The sequence below is a fragment of the Chitinophaga flava genome, assembly GCF_003308995.1.
Taxonomy (GTDB): Bacteria; Bacteroidota; Bacteroidia; order Chitinophagales; family Chitinophagaceae; genus Chitinophaga; species Chitinophaga flava.
This window is the reverse complement of record NZ_QFFJ01000001.1, coordinates 2,566,192-2,583,711: the sequence shown is the minus strand read 5'-3', so window position 1 is coordinate 2,583,711 and position 17,520 is coordinate 2,566,192. Positions and strand designations below refer to the sequence as shown.

13 protein-coding genes are annotated in these 17,520 nt (G+C 48.5%); 6 read left to right on the top strand and 7 right to left on the bottom strand.

What is annotated here, in order from left to right:
* Nucleotides 1-57: 57 nt before the first annotated feature.
* The 7 genes from DF182_RS10310 to DF182_RS32300 form a co-directional block, all read right to left on the bottom strand.
* Nucleotides 58-3,465, bottom strand: coding sequence for a ThuA domain-containing protein (locus tag DF182_RS10310; protein WP_113615544.1), 3,408 nt, complete (start codon nucleotides 3,463-3,465; stop codon nucleotides 58-60).
* A gap of 8 nt (nucleotides 3,466-3,473) precedes the next feature.
* On the bottom strand, nucleotides 3,474-4,211 hold the full coding sequence (locus DF182_RS10305) for a ThuA domain-containing protein (protein WP_113615543.1): 738 nt from the start codon (nucleotides 4,209-4,211) through the stop codon (nucleotides 3,474-3,476).
* A 165-nt stretch (nucleotides 4,212-4,376) separates the two neighbouring features.
* Entirely contained in the window at nucleotides 4,377-5,099 is a 723-nt protein-coding gene (locus tag DF182_RS10300) for a 3-keto-disaccharide hydrolase (RefSeq protein ID WP_113615542.1), read from the bottom strand.
* 27 nt (nucleotides 5,100-5,126) lie between these two features.
* A complete protein-coding gene (locus DF182_RS10295) occupies nucleotides 5,127-5,543 on the bottom strand; it encodes a c-type cytochrome (RefSeq protein WP_113615541.1) in 417 nt (138 codons plus the stop codon).
* Nucleotides 5,544-5,713: 170 nt separating this feature from the next.
* Nucleotides 5,714-6,769, bottom strand: coding sequence for a sugar phosphate isomerase/epimerase family protein (locus DF182_RS10290; RefSeq protein ID WP_113615540.1), 1,056 nt, complete (start codon nucleotides 6,767-6,769; stop codon nucleotides 5,714-5,716).
* 25 nt (nucleotides 6,770-6,794) lie between these two features.
* A complete protein-coding gene (locus tag DF182_RS10285; protein ID WP_113615539.1) occupies nucleotides 6,795-7,958 on the bottom strand; it encodes a Gfo/Idh/MocA family protein in 1,164 nt (387 codons plus the stop codon).
* Between the two features lie 59 nt (nucleotides 7,959-8,017).
* Nucleotides 8,018-8,176 carry a hypothetical protein gene (locus DF182_RS32300; protein ID WP_153260000.1) on the bottom strand — a complete coding sequence of 53 codons (159 nt, stop codon included), beginning with the start codon at nucleotides 8,174-8,176 and terminating at the stop codon, nucleotides 8,018-8,020.
* Between the two features lie 183 nt (nucleotides 8,177-8,359).
* Here DF182_RS32300 and DF182_RS10280 point away from each other — a divergent pair, with 183 nt between their 5' ends.
* From DF182_RS10280 to DF182_RS10255, 6 genes are all read left to right on the top strand, one after another.
* Nucleotides 8,360-8,959, top strand: coding sequence for an RNA polymerase sigma-70 factor (locus tag DF182_RS10280; protein ID WP_161964113.1), 600 nt, complete (start codon nucleotides 8,360-8,362; stop codon nucleotides 8,957-8,959).
* A gap of 92 nt (nucleotides 8,960-9,051) precedes the next feature.
* Entirely contained in the window at nucleotides 9,052-10,041 is a 990-nt protein-coding gene (locus DF182_RS10275) for a FecR family protein (RefSeq protein WP_113615537.1), read from the top strand.
* Between the two features lie 60 nt (nucleotides 10,042-10,101).
* On the top strand, nucleotides 10,102-13,500 hold the full coding sequence (locus tag DF182_RS10270) for a SusC/RagA family TonB-linked outer membrane protein (protein WP_113615536.1): 3,399 nt from the start codon (nucleotides 10,102-10,104) through the stop codon (nucleotides 13,498-13,500).
* Between the two features lie 19 nt (nucleotides 13,501-13,519).
* Nucleotides 13,520-14,956: a RagB/SusD family nutrient uptake outer membrane protein gene (locus DF182_RS10265; RefSeq protein WP_161964112.1), complete on the top strand. Its 1,437-nt coding sequence runs from the start codon at nucleotides 13,520-13,522 to the stop codon at nucleotides 14,954-14,956.
* Nucleotides 14,957-14,970: 14 nt separating this feature from the next.
* The gene (locus tag DF182_RS10260) at nucleotides 14,971-15,738 is read left to right on the top strand and encodes a DUF4843 domain-containing protein (protein ID WP_113615534.1); all 768 of its coding nucleotides are present in this window, start codon (nucleotides 14,971-14,973) and stop codon (nucleotides 15,736-15,738) included.
* Between the two features lie 28 nt (nucleotides 15,739-15,766).
* Nucleotides 15,767-17,287, top strand: a complete 1,521-nt coding sequence (locus DF182_RS10255) for a PKD-like family lipoprotein (RefSeq protein ID WP_113615533.1) — start codon at nucleotides 15,767-15,769, stop codon at nucleotides 17,285-17,287.
* Nucleotides 17,288-17,520: the final 233 nt, after the last annotated feature.

Sequence of the window (17,520 nt, the reverse complement as noted above, 5' to 3'; positions counted from 1 at the left end):
TAAAAAGGCGGAGGCTCAACAGCCTCCGCCTTTTTATCTTATATCATCTTATATATACTAACTACGAAGCATAAACGAAGCAATACCTAATGGTATTTGTTTGCCTGGATCGGTAGGTCTCATTTTGATGTACAGGTGGTGTTTTTTACCATCGTTGATGGGTGAAAAACTGATACTTGCCTTGTTGGGCACTTTAGCCTGAGCACCGGGGCCGATGGTTGTTTCACCGAGGCGGGTACCGTTGGCATTGTCCAGGAAGGCTTCTACTACATATCCCTGTGACTGGGCATCCTGCACCATATAGGTAATTTCGATGCCGTTGACAGTGGTGAGGTCGAGGTCGTTGTATACGGCCCAACCATTACCGGTGGCAGGGATGAGCAGTTTGATACCGTCGGCCTGGTAGGTAGACACGCCATCTGCTTTGCTATAGGCTGCTGCGGGCAGCTTGGGATTCAGCAGTTGCACGGTGTTGGTACCGGTGATTGGTTTGATGCCGGGGCCACCTTTATCCGTGTAGCTGGCCAGGAGATACAGCACACCGTTATCTTTCAGCTCATTGCCCATAGTGGGATTGAGGCTGCCGGTAATAGGCAGGGACTTGGCTTTGGGTGTGTTGCCACCTAAAGAGAAGATGTATTCCACCAGCTGGTGGGCTTCTCCATTGGACAGGCCAGGATGTGCTGACATCGCGGTTTCACCCCATACACCGCCGCCGCCGTTGATGATCTTTTTGGCGAGTGCGTCCGGAGCGGCCGGATCATTTTTATATTTCTCCGTTATCTGTTTGAATGATGGTCCGATAGATTTTTCATCGGGTTTATGACAGGTTTTACAGTCGGATACTTCCATGATGTTTTTGCCTGCGATGGCACCAGTGATGATCTGGTGGCCTTGCGGAGCGCCGGCTTTATCGCTGCCCTGGATATAATCAGCCTTTACAAATATATTGCTGACATCGAGTTTGCCGCTGGCGCTGCTACCATCTTCCTTATCACTAACGGTAACGGTATAACGTACTTGTTTGCCCGGGAAGTAGAACATTTTATTGCCTTCCAGCTGGATGTTTACCTGTGGTGTTTCATTGCCTGCATACAGGGCAATTTCACTACTCTTGGTTTTACCGCCTTTGCCATCCTGTACTTCTACGTATACATTGTATTCGCCGGCTGTACTGTAGGTAAATTCTACTGTAGGAGTGGAAGTTTCCTTTTTGCTGCCATTACCAAAATACCAGAGATAGGTGAGCTTATCACCGTCAGGATCTACCGATCCTTCGGCAGACAGTTTAACGGTGAAGGGCAGGGCGCCAGTGAGCTGATTGCTTTGAATGGTGGCCAGCGGAGCACGGTTGCCGCCGTTGTAATCGATACGGGCCAGGCCTGCATCAACATTTTTGCTGAACCAGCCATTACCATATTCAAGTACATACAGCCGGCCGTCTGGGCCCATTTCCATATCGATGGGTGCATTCAGTTTGGTGCCAGGCATAAAACGTTCCATCTTGGAGAAGTTACCGTTTTTATCCATGGTTACGGCCATGATCCAGCCGCGTATCCAGTCGTATATGAAGAGTTTACCATTGTAATAATCCGGGAAACGGGTTTCTTTTGGATAAAACTCACTGTAATAAACAGGGCCAGCTTCTGCATTGCGGCCACCGCTGCCTACGATAGGGAATTCGTCTGATTTACCGTAAGGATACCAGATGAAGGCAGGTACGGCTGGCGGCAGTTCTTTCAGACCGGTGTTATTACGGGAATTATTAATGGGTTTCAACGGATCATAGGCCGGACCGGTTTCACCGGTTTCGTAGTTGTAAGCGTGATAGGCTTTGTTGTCAGCGATGAACATGGGATAACCATAGTTACCTGGCTTTTTGGCCTGGTTTACTTCATCGTATCCGCGGGGACCACGGTTAGGATCATCGTTGTTGGCATCAGGGCCTACCTCGCCCCAGTAGAGATAACTTGTTTTTCTGTCTATAGAGATGCGGTAAGGGTTGCGGGTACCCATGGCATATATTTCCGGGCGGGCGTTTTGGGTGCCTTTAGGGAAAAGGTTGCCTTCAGGGATGGTATAGGAGCCATTGGCTTCTACTTTGATGCGGAGGATCTTTCCGCGAAGATCGTTGGTGTTGGCGGAAGAGCGGCGCCCATCGTATTGTTCATGGCCGGGGCGGTCATCCGTAGGGCCGTAGCCGTTACTAACATATTTCTGACCAGCTTCATCAAAAGGAGTGGTATTGTCGCCGGTAGAGACATACAGTAGTTTATCGGGGCCGAAGGCGATGGAACCGCCGGTATGGCAACAGATATTCCGCTGGGAATAAAACTGAAGGATTACTTTTTCGGAGGCCATGTCCAGCTGATTGTTTTCAAACTTAAAACGGGACAGGCGGTTGACAGAAGTATCTATGGGAGAATACATCACATAGATGAAATGATTGTCTTTATAGTCGGGGTCTGCAGCGAGGCCGAGGAAACCTTCTTCGGCATTTACATTAGGAACATCCGTTTTGTAATATACCTTCAGGAATCCTACCTGGGTAAGGGTTTTGTCTGCCTGTTTGTAGAGCATCAGCTCACCGCGGCGTTGTGCCACGAGGATGTCGAGGGTAGGCAGGATGGTCATTTCGGTAGGTTCAAAGAACTGGCCGGAGGTGAGTACGTTTTTGGTAAAGCGGTTTTCATCCGGGGTGCGGAGAGAAGTGGCTTTGCTGTAATCGAGTACCAGGTTTTTACCGATGGCATATTGAATACCGCCCAGCAGATGTTTGAGGAACAGGCTGTCGGAATAACATTCTTCGGTATGTCCGAGGGCGGTGTAGAAGGCGCGGCCGCCGTCGTACTCATGGTACCAGCTTACCGGGTGATCGTTATTCATGGTACCGCCTTCGTATGTTTTTTCATCTACTTTAAGCAGTACGGTGGTAGTGGTATCTCTTTTTTTGAAGTTGTACCATTCGTCGGTATGTTCAAATTTATCGGGCAGTCCGGTGGTAGCGGGGAAGGATTTGTTGACTACCTGTACACTGGCTTTGTGTACGCCGGGCGGATGACTAAGGAAATAGGCGCCTGCGAGATGGTTATACCATCCCCATTCATACTCCGTATCGGTGGCGGCGTGTACGCCTGCATAACCGCCTCCTGCCTGTATATATCTTTCGAAATCGGCTTCCTGTGCGGTGTTGAGCACATCACCGGTAGTATTGAGGAAGATCACGGCAGCGTATTGTTGCAGGGAGTCTTCATTAAAGCGGTCAGCATTTTCGGTGGTGTCTACGTCGAAGCCGTTTTCTTTGCCGAGTTTCTGTATGGCAGCGATGCCTGCAGGTATAGAGGCATGGCGGAAAGCAGCGGTTTTAGTGAATACCAGTATTTTAGGCTGACCAGGGCGTGTTTTCGTACAACCGGCTATAGCAACCAACGCCAGCAATAACAATAGTTTGATCGAATATTTCATCGGGAATTTCAGTTAACATTTTTGATGCCCATAGTATATTGAATACCACCCAACAGGTGTTTCAGATATAAAGGGTCTGAATAGGATTCTTTGGTATGGCCCATGGCGGTATAGAAAGCACGGCCACCTTCGAAGGTATGGTACCAGCACATTGGGTGGTTGCCACCGTTTTTGCCGCCCTGATAGGTGGATTCATCTATTTTGATGAGCACATGTACATCCGGATTCAGGTCTTTGAAGCTGTACCATTCATCTTTACGGATCCAGTCATCGGGCAGGTGTTGTGTAGCGGGATGATGGTGATCGATTACATGAAGGGTAGCCTGTTGTTGTTTGGGATGGTCCAGAAACCAGGCGCCTGCGAGTTTGTTGTACCATGGCCAGCCATATTCGGTGTCGGTAGCAGCGTGGATGCCCATCCAGCCACCACCTTGATGGATGTATTGCTGGAAGGCCACTTGTTGGGTGCTGTCCAGCACATCGCCGGTGGTACAGCTGAAAATGACGGCAGCATATTTTTTCAGGTTGGCAGTGTTGAAGAGCGCTGCGTCTTCTGTGGTATCTACATCAAAACCGTTTTCTTTGCCGAGCTGCATGATGGTGGCTTTGGCAATGGGAATACAGTCGTGGCGGTAGCCGGTGGTTTTTGAAAAGACCAGTACCCTTTTGGGTTTGGGCTTTTTGACGGCCTGTGCGCAAAGGGAGAATGCCAGCAACAGGGTCATGACGGCGGTGATTGTTTTCATTTGCGTGGTATTTTTAAATAGAAATATAAAAAGCAATCGGGCAAGGTGTAAAAGCGTCACGCAAAGAGGCGAGGCAACAAAGTGCAAAGAAAGTGGTTTCCCTGCCTGGTGTCTTTGTGGCTTGCGTCTTTGCGTGACAGCTTTTTGCGCTTGCGCGGAAAAGGATTACAGCACTTTTATTTTGATGTTACGGTACCATACTTTGTTACCGTGGTCCTGCAGTGCAATATGTCCTTTAGGGTATTTACCGAAGCCTTTCCAGTTTTTAAATTTACTGTTGGCTACGAGTGTGTCCCATTCAGGTGTTCCCATGGTTGTTTCAACGGTTTTAACGCCATTGAGCCAGAGGGTAAGGTGGCCGTCTTTTTTCACAATTCTGGCAGTATTCCACTGACCTACCGGTTTTACGGATTTCTTTTCAGATTTCGCCAGGTCGTAGAGGTCACCGGCATTGTGTTTGTTGATTTTGCCATCCGGGTGTTTATCATCATCGAGCACCTGCATTTCAGGGCCGGTGAGATAGGTAGCCTGGAATTCGGGATCTTCGTGTACGCTGAAGATGATGCCACTGTTGCCGCCTTCAGAGATTTTCCAGTCGATGCTCAGTTCATAATTTTCATACTCGCCGTTGGTGACGATGTCACCGCCGGGGGCGCCGTTCTTTTTGGCGTCCACATCAAATTCCAGCGCGCCGTCTACGACTTTCCAGGCCGGACTGGCAGCATCTTTCAGGTAGGTATGCCACCCGTTGGTGGTTTTACCGTCGAACAGCAGTTGCCATCCTTCCTTTTTCTCTTTGGCAGAAAGGTTATTTGCTTTCTGGGCTTTTAATGCAGAAGTGCTGGTGAGCGCACCAAGCATAAAGGCTCCGATGATGATTTTTTTCATTTACTATGGTTGTATAGTGGAAAAGTATTATTTACCTGATAAAGACAGGATGTATTTCACCATTTCCTTCGCATCGTCTTTAGACACATTTGGGTGAGGGAGCATCGCTACTTCGCCCCAGTTGCCTGAACCACCTTTGATTACTTTGTCAGCCAGTTTATCAACATTCTCTGGTGTGTTGGGATATTTACCGGCAATATCTTTCAGGGACGGGCCTACCACTTTCATTTCTTCCTTGTGGCAGGTTTTACAGTCACTCTGTGCCATCAGTTCCTCGCCTTTGCTAGGTGGATTGCCTGCATTGGGAGATACCATGGAGTTGTCTGCTGCAGCGCTTTCCTGGCTGCTTTTGGTTTGCTGTTGATCCTGTTTTTTCTCACCACCGCCGCAAGCTGCAAAAAACAGTACGCTTAATACCAACGGTGCCAGATACCTCTTTTTCATTTTCCTATTTTTTTATTTTGTTATTTGTTGATGGATGTTTGTTCGTTATTTTTTTGTTAGATGAAGGTACTGTGTTAACAGCCTTCTTACAGCTTCTTTATTGACTTTAACCTATTCTTTATTGATGCATCCCTGCCGTTCAAATAAACAAATAAGCAAATAATCAAATATTAAATACCGAGGACCCGTTTGTTGAAAGCATCATCAGTAGCGGCGCCGGCGAAGTCGTCAAAGGCTTTTTCGGTGACGCGGATGATATGATTTTTGATAAACGGAGCGCCTTCGCGGGCGCCATCTTCCGGATGTTTCATGCAGCATTCCCATTCCATAACGGCCCAACCGGAGAAATCGTATTGGGTGAGTTTACTGAATACAGATTTAAAGTCTACCTGTCCATCGCCGAGGGAGCGGAACCTGCCGGGGCGGTCTATCCAGGCCTGGAATCCGCCGTAAACGCCGGAGCGGCCGGTAGGATTAAATTCCGCGTCTTTTACGTGGAAGGCCTTGATCTTTTCGTGATAGATATCGATGTACTCGAGGTAGTTGAGGCATTGCAGTACGAAGTGGCTGGGATCGTAGAGGAGACATGCGCGGGCATGGTTGCCGGTAGCTTCCAGGAAACGTTCATAGCTGGCGCCGTCGTGGAGGTCTTCGCCGGGGTGGATCTCATAGCAGAGGTCTACACCGTTGGCATCAAACTCGTTGAGGATAGGCAGCCAGCGTTTGGCCAGTTCAGCGAAACCTGCTTCCACCAGGCCTGCCGGGCGTTGTGGCCAGGGATACATGGCAGGGGCCCAGAGCAGGGCGCCGCTGAAAGTGGCGTGTGCATTGAGGCCCAGGTTACGGCTGGCTTTAGCCGCATATTTCAGCTGGTTAACGGCCCATTCCGTACGGGCGTTGATGTTATTATGATATTGTGCCGGCGCGAAACCGTCAAACATTTCGGTAAATGCCGGGTTAACAGCCACCAGCTGGCCTTGCAGGTGGGTACTCAGTTCGGTGATCTCCAGTCCGGCTGCATTCACAATCCCTTTGATTTCATCTGCATAGGTCTTGCTCTCTGCTGCTTTCTGCAGGTCTATCAGGCGGGCATCCCAGGAAGGGATCTGTACACCTTTGAAACCGATGGAGGCAGCCCATTCACAGATGGACTTCAGACTGTTGAAAGGCGCTTCATCTCCCATGAACTGCGCCAGAAAAATACCAGGCCCTTTTATTGTTTTCATATAGTCGTGCTTGTTATACGAGATACTAGATCTCGAAGGTGGTCCATTTGGTATCGCTTTGTGCGGAGCGTACCACATTATCGATGAATGCCATGCCACGTACGCCGTCTGCCACACCCGGGAAATCGAGTGATTCTGCAGCTGGCTGTACGCCGTCTATTTTAGCGGAGAGGGTTTGTGCGAAGTTGCGGTACAGGTTACCGAACGCTTCGAGGTATCCTTCCGGATGGCCGCCAGGGGTGCGGGTGTTATGAGTCATGTAGCTGGACTGGAAGCTGTAGCCACCGCCAGCACGATAGATCTCAGTAGGTTTATCGAGCCATTTTACCAGTAAGGTATTGGGTTCGTGCTGTGCCCATTCCAGGCCGCCTTTTTCTCCATAGACGCGGATCTTCAGGGCATTCTCTTCACCGGCAGCTACCTGGGAGGCCATCAGTACACCGGCAGCGCCGTTGTCGAAGCGGAGCAGTACAGCGCCGTCATCGTCGAGGGCACGGCCTGGCACCAGGATATTGAGATCGGCGCACAGTTTTTCTACCTGGGCACCGCTGATATATTCGGCAAGATTAAAGGCATGGGTACCGATATCGCCCATGGCGCCGGCTTTACCGGATTTTTTAGGATCTGTTCTCCAGGCAGCCTGGGCATTGCCTTCACGTTCACTCAGTTTGCTGAGCCATCCCTGCGGATATTCCACCCATACTTTGCGGATTTTGCCGAAGGCGCCGTCTTTTACCATCTGGCGTGCCTGTTTTACCATTGGGTAGCCGGTGTAGGTGTGGGTGAGCAGTAAAGTGAGGCCGGTGGCTTCTACTTTCTCTTTTAATTGTTTGGCTTCTTCGAGGGAGAAGGTGATCGGTTTTTCGATCACTACGTTGAAGCCCAGGTCCAGCGCCATCATGGCGGGTTCAAAGTGAGCGAAGTTAGGGGTCACGATGGTGATGAAGTCCAGCCGTTTGTCTGCCGGCATGGAGGCTTCTTTCTGGAGCATGGTTTTAAAATCGAGGTAGGTGCGTTCCGGATCGAGGAACAGCATTTTCCCGGATTCCAGGGCCACGTCGTTGTTGATGCTGAGCGCACCGGCTGCCAGTTCTATCAGACCGTCCATATTGGCGGCTATACGGTGGATAGCGCCGATGAAGGCATCTTTACCACCGCCGATCATTCCCATTCTTAACTTACGGTTCATCTTCAAATATTATTTAGGTTCTGAATTTAAATTATGGTCAGGTGTTCAAATCGCGTTTTTTACTGCATCCGTGGCACATCGGCAGGCAAGATAACAGCTAAGGACAATATTCCGATACCGTCCATAACATTTAATCCGCGTGCATGTTTCCCCGGATAGTGGATGGTGGCCGGCATTAGAAGGGCGGGAGCCTCTGCCGGCTGTATACTGTTTGGCATAACGTGGAAATTTATAAATTAAGAATAACGGCATAAAAGCCATTAAATTTATAAAAAGTATTTACATATTTTCATTTTTAACTCAGCGCAGGGCATTTTTTTTGAAAATTTCCTTTTCGCACTGTAATGGGTTATCTTAGCTCCCACAGAACCATCATATGCCTTTCTGACTTTTACTTTTTTATGATTAGCGGGTTGTATAGCGAAGAGGTGATGCAGGGCCTGCAGGCCAGAGACCGTGCGGTGTTTGCCCGGGTATACGAACATTTTTATCCCGTTCTTTTTGCCACTGCCCGGAAATACCTGGGTGAACGGGAACAGGCGGAGGAAGTGGTCCAGGATGTTTTTCTCCGGCTGTGGGAAAAGGATTTTACCCTGGAACATGCCGCTGCGCTTAAGAGTTACCTTTTCCGCGCTGTCATCAACCAATGCATCAATCATCTGCAGCGTAATCGTATGCTGGAAGGACATCATGCTGAGATTCAACATTTACAGGAAGAGAGTTACCTGTGCACATTCATAGAAGAGCAGGAATTACGCGAACGGATACACCATGCAGTTGAGCGTTTGCCGGAACAATGCCGGCGTATTTTTAAGTTGAGCCGCTACGGAGGCCTGAAGAACAATGAGATAGCCCAACAGCTGGAGCTGTCTGTAAAAACGGTAGAAAATCAGATGACTATTGCTTTAAGGCAACTAAAAGCTGCTTTACTGGACCATGCGGAAAAACCTATATCGGCTGTCACCAGGCTGAAACTGTTGCTGTGGCTTGCTTCTGTTTAATGTCCCCATTATTTTAAAATTTTTTTTCCTCCTTTTGGGGGTAGGCTTTTGCTGATTTGTCTCAGCAATAAAGCGCATCCTTTTTTCGTAAGATGACCAAACCAACCGACCGCCATTCTTTTATTCTGCTGTGCCTGCAATCGCCGCAAGATGCGGCGCTGCAGTCCCGGCTGCAATCCTGGCTGGATGCCGATGAGGAACACCGGGAATTGTACCGGCAATTGAAACTACTATGGGAACAGGCGCCCTATGCAGCGCTGTTTGAAGATGCTGACGCCATTGCTGCAACGGCCAGATTCCTGGCGCTGCTGGACCAAACGCCAGCCGTCACGCCCGTGCTGCCGTTACGCCGGCCACGTCGTCGCCTGATGACGGCCGCCGCTGCTGTACTGTTTATCGCCGCCGGCGCCGCCTGGTGGCAATACACCCGCAACAGCATACAGTGGCTGGGTAAAACAACCAGCAGTCAGCCAGATTCTCTGTTACTGGCCGACGGCTCAAAAATCTATCTCAACAAATACTCGCAGGTACGTTATCCCGCCGCCTTTAAAGGAAAAGAAAGACAAGTGGAGCTGACGGCAGGAGAAGCGTTTTTCGACATCGCTACCGATCCTGTGTATCCCTTTACTGTTACGAGCGGCCCGGCACAGATACATGTGCTGGGCACTTCTTTCAACGTGAAGGCCGGCGCAGAAAAAATACAGGTATACGTACTGTCTGGCAGGATAGCCCTTGCCATGGAACACAGGCCACAGCGCCTGCATTTGCAGGCCGGCCAGAGCGCTTCCTGCAATACTACCACCGGGGAACTACAGGCTGTGGCCGCAGACATCAACCAGCTGGCCTGGCGCACACACGAGCTTCAGTTTGTGGACACCTCTCTGCAGGATGTATGTAACGCCCTCTCTGCCTGCTACGGCGTATCCATGGTCCTCGATCCGAAGATCAGCCGCAAGCGTAAGCTGAACGCCAACTTCAGCAACAAAACATTAGAGGAAGTATTGCAAACACTAACTGCTTTATATGATTATCAATTTCAACAACTAAACGACACAATATATGTGCACTTGCCTGTGAAATAGTGCAAGCTTACCATCAACCAACCAAAATGTATTAGCCTGAACCGCTAAAATGCCTTAGCCATGATTAAAAATTATCTACGGTACATCACCCGTTTGCGCGGCTGTATGTTCCGCCCACTGGCAATGGCTGCCATCATCATGTCGGCAATGCCGGCATGGGCACAGGATACCTTCGCGCTCAACCGCAAAGTGACTGTGAAAGCCAATAACCAACCTATTGCTGTTGTACTCTCGGAAATCGAAAAACAAACCAACCTGAACTTTGTGTACGACGGCGCCCAGATCAACAGGGCCCAGCCAGTAACTATACAGGTCAGCGGCGCAGTCCTGAAAAATGTACTGCACAACATTTTTAATGATGAGGTACAGTATCAGGTCGTGGGCAACCAGGTGATTGTTAAAAGCGCACCTGCCCGTCCTGCCGCCGCACCAGCTGTGCAGCGCGAACAACAGGAGAAAACAATTCGTATGGCCGGTACCGTTTCCCTGCGCGACACCAAAGGGAATATTCAGCAGATACCCGGCGTTACCATACGGGTAAAAGGAAAACCCCTGGGCACCCATACCGACGCCGCCGGAAAATTTGAACTCACCGTCAGCGAACATGATATACTGCTGGTCAGCTACATCGGCTACAAAGCCGTGGAAGTACCGGTGAAAGGCCGTAACAGCCTTACCATCACCCTGGAGGAAGACGCCTCTAAAATAAAAGAAGTAGTGGTAACCGGTATCTACGAGCGCGCCAAAGAAAGTTTTACAGGATCTGCTTCTACCTATACCGTCAAAGAACTGAAGCAGGTAGGCAACCAGAACGTTATCCAGAGCCTTCGCTCCCTCGACCCTTCCTTTACCGTATACGAAAATAACCTGATGGGCTCCAATCCCAACGTGATGCCCAATATGGAAATCAGAGGTAAAACCAGCGTGCTGGGTATGAAAGAACAGTTTAGTACCGATCCTAACCAACCGCTCTTTATCCTCGATGGTTTTGAAACCAATCTGCGTACCATCGTAGACCTCGATATTAACCGCGTGGAAAGCGTTACCATCCTGAAAGATGCGGCCTCCACTGCCATCTACGGTTCAAAAGCAGCCAACGGTGTAATCGTTATCGAAACAAAGAAACCCAAACCGGGAGAACTGAGAGTGTATTACACGACTGATAACAGCATTACCGTTCCTGATCTGCATGATTACAATCTGATGAATGCCACGGAAAAACTGGAGTTTGAGCGGATCACCGGACGGTTTAAACTCAATCAGGGCTTTGAAAATAACCAGATTTTGCAGAAAATTCTGGAACAGTCTTACAGTGACCGGCTCGCGGAGATACAACGGGGCGTAAACACTTACTGGCTCAACGAACCTGTGCGCACGGGCTTTACTACCGGGCATTCCATGTATGTGGAAGGTGGTGATAACCAGATGCGCTACAGTGCCGGTATTAACTATAAACGTATCAATGGAGCTATGAAAGGCTCCGGCCGTGATATCGGCGGCGCCAACATAAAACTGATATACCGGAAAAAGAAACTCAGTTTCAACAACAATCTCTCCATCAACTTCTTTACTGCCAAAGAATCTCCCTACGGCTCATTCCTGGCGTTTGCGCAGGCCAGCCCCTACTACCGCAAGCGCGATGAAAACGGCAATATTTTTCCGTTTCTGGAAGTGAGAGACAAAGCAGGTAATGGTTTGGATACCACTGTCAATCCGCTGTGGAATGCTTCTATCGGCAATTTCGACGAATCACGCAACATCAGCGTGGTGAACAACTTCATGACGGAATGGGAGCTGAACAGAGATCTCAGAGTGAGAGGCCGTTTGGGCATCACCAAAGAGGAAGGCAAACAGGAAGTATTCTATGATGCCCGTCATACCATGTTCCTGAAAAAAACACCGATGGAAAGAGGCAGCTATGGTAATACGAGGTCTGCTGCTTTCAATTACGACGGTGAGATCACCGCTATTTATGGTAAACTGATCAACAACCGTCATCAGCTGAATGCTGTAGGTGGCTGGAAATTCCAGCAGTTCCGCAATATCAGTGACGGCTATACGGTAGTTGGTTTACCACCGGGAGTGTCTTCACCAGCGTTTGCCGCGGGGTATCCTGCTACCGGTAAATCTTCTTCTGCAGAAGCCACTACCCGCAGTACCAGTGCCTATGTGAATGCCGGTTATATGCTGGATGAACGTTATATGGCAGATGTGAACTTCCGTCTGGATGGTTCTTCTGTATTCGGTTCCAATAATTTCTTCACCACTTCCTGGTCGGTAGGTCTGTCGTGGAACCTGCATAAGGAAGCGATGCTTCGTGATATAAGCTGGATCAATTTCCTGAAGCTGAGAGGCTCAGTGGGAACACCCGGCAATCAGAATTTTTCTACCTACCAATCGTTTACTACTTACCGTTATAATACTTATGCTGTCAATGATTTTGGGATAGGCGCCGTTATCGATGCCTTTGGTAACCCTAATCTGTTGTGGCAGAAAACGCTCGACAAAAACATTGGCGCCGACATCGTGTTGCTGGACAACCGCGTGCGGTTTAATATTGATATGTACAACCGTATCACCGACCCGCTGGTGGCCCAGATCAGCCTCCCCTCTTCTGTCGGTACCAACACCTACTTCACCAATCTGGGTAAGCAGGTAGGTAACGGATATAACTTCATGTTCAGTGTTTCTCCGCTGTATCGTCCGGAAGAGCGTATCAACTGGGCCATCAATTTCTCCGCAAAACATGAAAATGCACGCTTTGATAATATGAGCAACCGGCTCGAAGTGTTGAACAAGGAGAACCGCACTAAAAACCTGGAGCGTTATTATGATGGTGGAAGCCCTACGGCCATATGGGCTGTACGTTCCGCTGGTATTGATCCCGGCACAGGTCAGGAAGTGCTGATTAAAAAAGATGGTAGTCTCACTTTTAACTATGATGCTGCCGATGAAGTAGTAGTGGGCGACAGCCGTCCTAAGTTGGATGGTGTGGTTGGTAGCACTTTAAACTACAAAGGCTTCAACCTGGGTATATACCTGCGTTACCGCGTAGGGGGTGATATTTTCAATAATGCCCTTTACGACAAGGTGGAGAATATTAATACCAATGATATCCTGCTGAATCAGGACAGACGTGCATTGTACGATCGTTGGCAGAAACCGGGTGATATCGCCAAATACCGTGTGATTTCCCTCACACAGGTACCGGACAGGATCACCGCCAATATTCCTCCTATGACCTCCCGCTTTGTACAAAGAGAGAATGTGCTGGCCGGAGAATCTATCAATGTGGGCTATGAGTTCGCCAACAGCATGGTGAAACACTGGCGGATGTCTTACCTGCGCGTAAACGCTTATATGAACGACATTTTCCGCCTGTCTACCATCAAGCGTGAACGTGGTATCGACTATCCTTTTGCGAACACTGTTTCCTTTTCCATCAGTGCAGGTTTTTAATCTCTAAATGAAAGAAAAAATGAAAAAACATATATCCATCAGCGTTATCATACTGGTAATACTGTCCTGCACTTCCTGCAAGAAGTGGCTGGATGTGAAGCCCCGTGATAAAGTCATCGAAAATGTTTTGCTGGAGAACGAAGACGGTTTTATCACCGCCCTGAACGGCGTTTATCTGGACATGACCGATGCCAGAAATTATGGAGGACAGATGACCATGCAGATGATCGAGGTGCTCGGACAACGGTATAATGTGGGTGGCGGTCATAGTTTATACAAGCTGGCGTCCTATCAGTATACAGACCCGGTGTCGCAAGGTATGTTTGGTAATACCTGGTCTGCCATGTATAAAATGGTGGCCAATGTCAATAAAATTCTGTCTGTCATTGATCAGAAAAAAAGTCTCTTCAGGGGTGATCATTATCAATGGGTAAAAGGCGAAGCCCTGGCTTTGCGTGCGATGATCCAGTTTGATTTATTCCGTCTTTTCGGGCCGGTGTACTCCAAAGATTCCACCGCTCTCAGTTTACCTTATTACAGTGCATTCACTACCAGCTATGAGCCTTATCAGAAAGGGAATGACTTCCTCGAAAAAGTGCTGGCAGATCTGGATGCAGCTGAAGCATTACTGACGAAAGACCCTGTACTGGCTGGTATTACGCTGGGTAAAGACAAGGATGGTGGAGAAGGGAATGCCTGGAATTACCGTAACCTCCGGCTGAATTACTTTGCAGTGAGGGCTTTGAAGGCAAGGGTGTATTTATACCGTGGTGATAAAATTATGGCGTTGAGATATGCCAGAGATGTGATCAGCAATGCCGGTGTATTCTTTCCTTTTGTGAAGTTTAGTGATCTTTCCGGTGATCCTAAAAATCCTGACAGAGTATTTTCCAGTGAGCTGCTGTTTGCTTTGCAGGATAGTCGTCGCAACGATAAATACAAAGCTTACTTTGATCCGGGGCTGAAAGACAATGATATCCTGTATACAGAGTCGGGCCGCCTTAGCAGCGAGTTTGGTAACAATGCCAATGATTACCGTTATTATAATGCCTGGATGATACCGGGCTCCAATCAGAAATCCTATCGCTGCTATTACAAGTATGCAGATGTAGAAGAACCTGGTAAACGTTTCCGTAATCTGATACCGATGATCCGTTTGTCGGAGATGTATTTCATCGCAGCGGAATGCGAACCGGACCCTGATGCAGCCATTGCCTACCTGAATGAAGTGCGTAAGAACCGTGGAGCGGTATTGATAGCGCCGGGCGCAGGTGTTGCTGCAGAACTGCTGAAAGATTACAGACGTGAGTTTTATGGAGAAGGTCAGATGTTCTTCTACTACAAACGCACTTTTACGGCCAGCATACCCGGTGGTACCGGTTCCGGTACCGTTGCTATGACGAAAGAAAGATATGTGCTGCCCATTCCCCTGGACGAATCACAATTCAGAAACTAATCCAGCTTATTGCCATGAAAAAGAATATCCGGTATATCACCGCTATAGCAGCGGGTTTGCTGCTGACAGCAGCATGCAGGAAAGCTGAAATTCCTGTTTATTCAACTACCAATGATATCTATTTCTCCGTTGCGAGAAATGAAGTAATATATGATACAACGATCGTCACTTTTGCCTATACGCCTGCTACCCAGGATACTACCATACGGTTGTTGGTACGGGCGCTGGGTACACCTGCCGGCCATGAAAGAGCTGTCGGTTACCGGGTGATTGATACCAGTGCCAGTGCAGCCACTGCAGGTAGCCAGTTTGAGATACCATCAAAGATTGTAATACCGGCAGACAGTGTGAACTGTTATCTGCCGGTAAAATTGCATAAGACAACGGAAATGGCTAAACGCTCTTTCTCCGTGACCTTGCAACTGGAAAACAACAGTGACTTTTCTACCAGGTTAGGGGTTTGGGTAAAAGACAAAACCAACAACAAATTCGTGTCACTGGTAAGACATGTGATCATTGTGGATAATAGGCTGAACAAGCCTGATAAGGGCTGGTATGATGATTTTTACGGGCCTTTCACCGCTAAAAAGATGATGTTGATGAGTGATTTGCTGGAGGTATCCATTATGGAGTTTTATACCAAGGTGTCTACTGCCGATCCGGGCGCGACCAACTTCTACGCCAATTATCTGAAAAATTATCTTAAAGACATGGAAGCTGCCGGAACGCCTGTGATGGAAGAAGATGGAACACCTATGAAGATGGGTAAGTACATGCAGTAAGGCCAGTTAACATCAAAACGATATCAAGATGAAAACGAATTATATCAAGCTGTTGCTGGGTGGATGTATCATCTGCCTGTTTAATACCGCCTGTTACAAAGACCAGGGCAACTATCAATATCATGAGATCAATAATGTGGACAGCATTACTGGTATAAATAAAGAATATGCTATTCTGTTCAAAGACACGTTGCGCATCAGTCCTAAGTTGTTTGCCACACAGGACCAGGGTGATACCGGACGTTATACTTATCGCTGGGAAGCGCTGATTGACGGAGCTTCCTCGGTACCCGGTGATGTGTCCAATGTGCTGATCGGGTCTTACAGAGACCTGTCTTATCCGGTGAAGCTGCGGCCAGCCGGCTATGACTGTTATTACCGGGTGAAAGACAAACAGACCGGGGTGGAATGGTTTCGCCGCTTTCATTTTACGGTGCAATCCCCGGTGTACCAGGGCTGGGTGGCGCTCTGCGATGTAAAAGGTTCTGTGCGGATCGATATGGTGAGCCGGCTTGGAGAGCAGGACCGGTTGATCCAGGATGTGATGACTTTTACCAATGCCGGTTTGCCGGCAAGGCATGGGGCTAAACAGCTGGTGTTTGAATATACCAGCGCTGGCAGACAGTTTTACCTCAATACAGGGGATGGCCTGGAGCGGTTTGAAGGGGAGAATTTTACCTGGAAAAGTACCTATGGTATTCGTTATGAGATGCTGACGCCTGTAAATGCCGGGTTTAGTGTTGATTTGTTCTATAATTCGCCGCTGTATATGGGCGTAGATTATCTGATATCGGGTAAACAGGTGTTTTACAGGAATCAGATGATGGGAGGTAAAGCTTTCGGGGCGCCTGTTAATTATGTAGACGATGAAAAGACGGCTTTTAATCCAGCTCCGTTTATTGCCGGTGGGTATGGCGGTACCAGCCTGCATTTGCTGTATGACAGGGATAAACGTCGTTTTGTGGTACATGATGCGATGATGTCGGGCACCAAATGCAACAGTCTGCAGGACGGGAAGCTGTTTTCCTACACCACCGGGAAAGAGCTGGTATACATGGTGCCCACCTCTTATGGTGGCGGAGACGTGTTTGCCATTATGAAAGATGATGCCGGCAAATACTACACCTACTGTATCAATGTCACCAGGGGCGGGGTAAAACAGAGTTATTATACCGAGATGACGGATGCACCGGAGCTGGATAAGGCTACTGTTTTTGCGGTCAGCAACCAGCTGGGATATGTGTTTTATGCTGTGGGCGGCCGTTTGTATGAATATGATGTTTTTATCCACAAAGCTACGCTGATGGCGGATTTGGGTACTGAAAAGATCAGTGTCATGAAGGCGCCGTTTTTTGCTTCCTATGGGAAGGATTTTTATACCAACCTTACCAATTCCCTGGTGGTGGGCAGTTATGATGCAACCCGTCCGGATACGGAGAATGGGGTCATCAGGGTGTACAGCATCCCTGACAGAAATGATGCTTTGAAGCTTACCTGGAGTTATCAGGGGCTGGGCAAAATTGTAGATCTGGTTTACCGCGAAAGATAACCCCCGGTACCGGATGAAGCGGATTTGCAGGGAGTTTGCCTATAATTTTCCTGCAAATCCGTAATTCGTAATTTGTATGTTTAATTCCCGCTTAAATCCCTCCATTTCCCCGAATTTATTCATAATTTTACCACCCTTGACAAAGCAGCCTACAACAAAACTGACACCTTGACAGTTCTGCTTTCCAAGCATAATATTTGAGTAACTTGTATTTTCCGTCTATCCAGTGACTA

Bases quoted from the DNA above. Each gene is read 5' to 3' on its own strand.
- DF182_RS10310 (WP_113615544.1), bottom strand. From the start codon at position 3,465: ATGAAATATTCGATCAAACTATTGTTATTGCTGGCGTTGGTTGCTATA.
- DF182_RS10305 (WP_113615543.1), bottom strand. From the start codon at position 4,211: ATGAAAACAATCACCGCCGTCATGACCCTGTTGCTGGCATTCTCCCTT.
- DF182_RS10300 (WP_113615542.1), bottom strand. From the start codon at position 5,099: ATGAAAAAAATCATCATCGGAGCCTTTATGCTTGGTGCGCTCACCAGC.
- DF182_RS10295 (WP_113615541.1), bottom strand. From the start codon at position 5,543: ATGAAAAAGAGGTATCTGGCACCGTTGGTATTAAGCGTACTGTTTTTT.
- DF182_RS10290 (WP_113615540.1), bottom strand. From the start codon at position 6,769: ATGAAAACAATAAAAGGGCCTGGTATTTTTCTGGCGCAGTTCATGGGA.
- DF182_RS10285 (WP_113615539.1), bottom strand. From the start codon at position 7,958: ATGAACCGTAAGTTAAGAATGGGAATGATCGGCGGTGGTAAAGATGCC.
- DF182_RS32300 (WP_153260000.1), bottom strand. From the start codon at position 8,176: ATGCCAAACAGTATACAGCCGGCAGAGGCTCCCGCCCTTCTAATGCCG.
- DF182_RS10280 (WP_161964113.1), top strand. From the start codon at position 8,360: ATGATTAGCGGGTTGTATAGCGAAGAGGTGATGCAGGGCCTGCAGGCC.
- DF182_RS10275 (WP_113615537.1), top strand. From the start codon at position 9,052: ATGACCAAACCAACCGACCGCCATTCTTTTATTCTGCTGTGCCTGCAA.
- DF182_RS10270 (WP_113615536.1), top strand. From the start codon at position 10,102: ATGATTAAAAATTATCTACGGTACATCACCCGTTTGCGCGGCTGTATG.
- DF182_RS10265 (WP_161964112.1), top strand. From the start codon at position 13,520: ATGAAAAAACATATATCCATCAGCGTTATCATACTGGTAATACTGTCC.
- DF182_RS10260 (WP_113615534.1), top strand. From the start codon at position 14,971: ATGAAAAAGAATATCCGGTATATCACCGCTATAGCAGCGGGTTTGCTG.
- DF182_RS10255 (WP_113615533.1), top strand. From the start codon at position 15,767: ATGAAAACGAATTATATCAAGCTGTTGCTGGGTGGATGTATCATCTGC.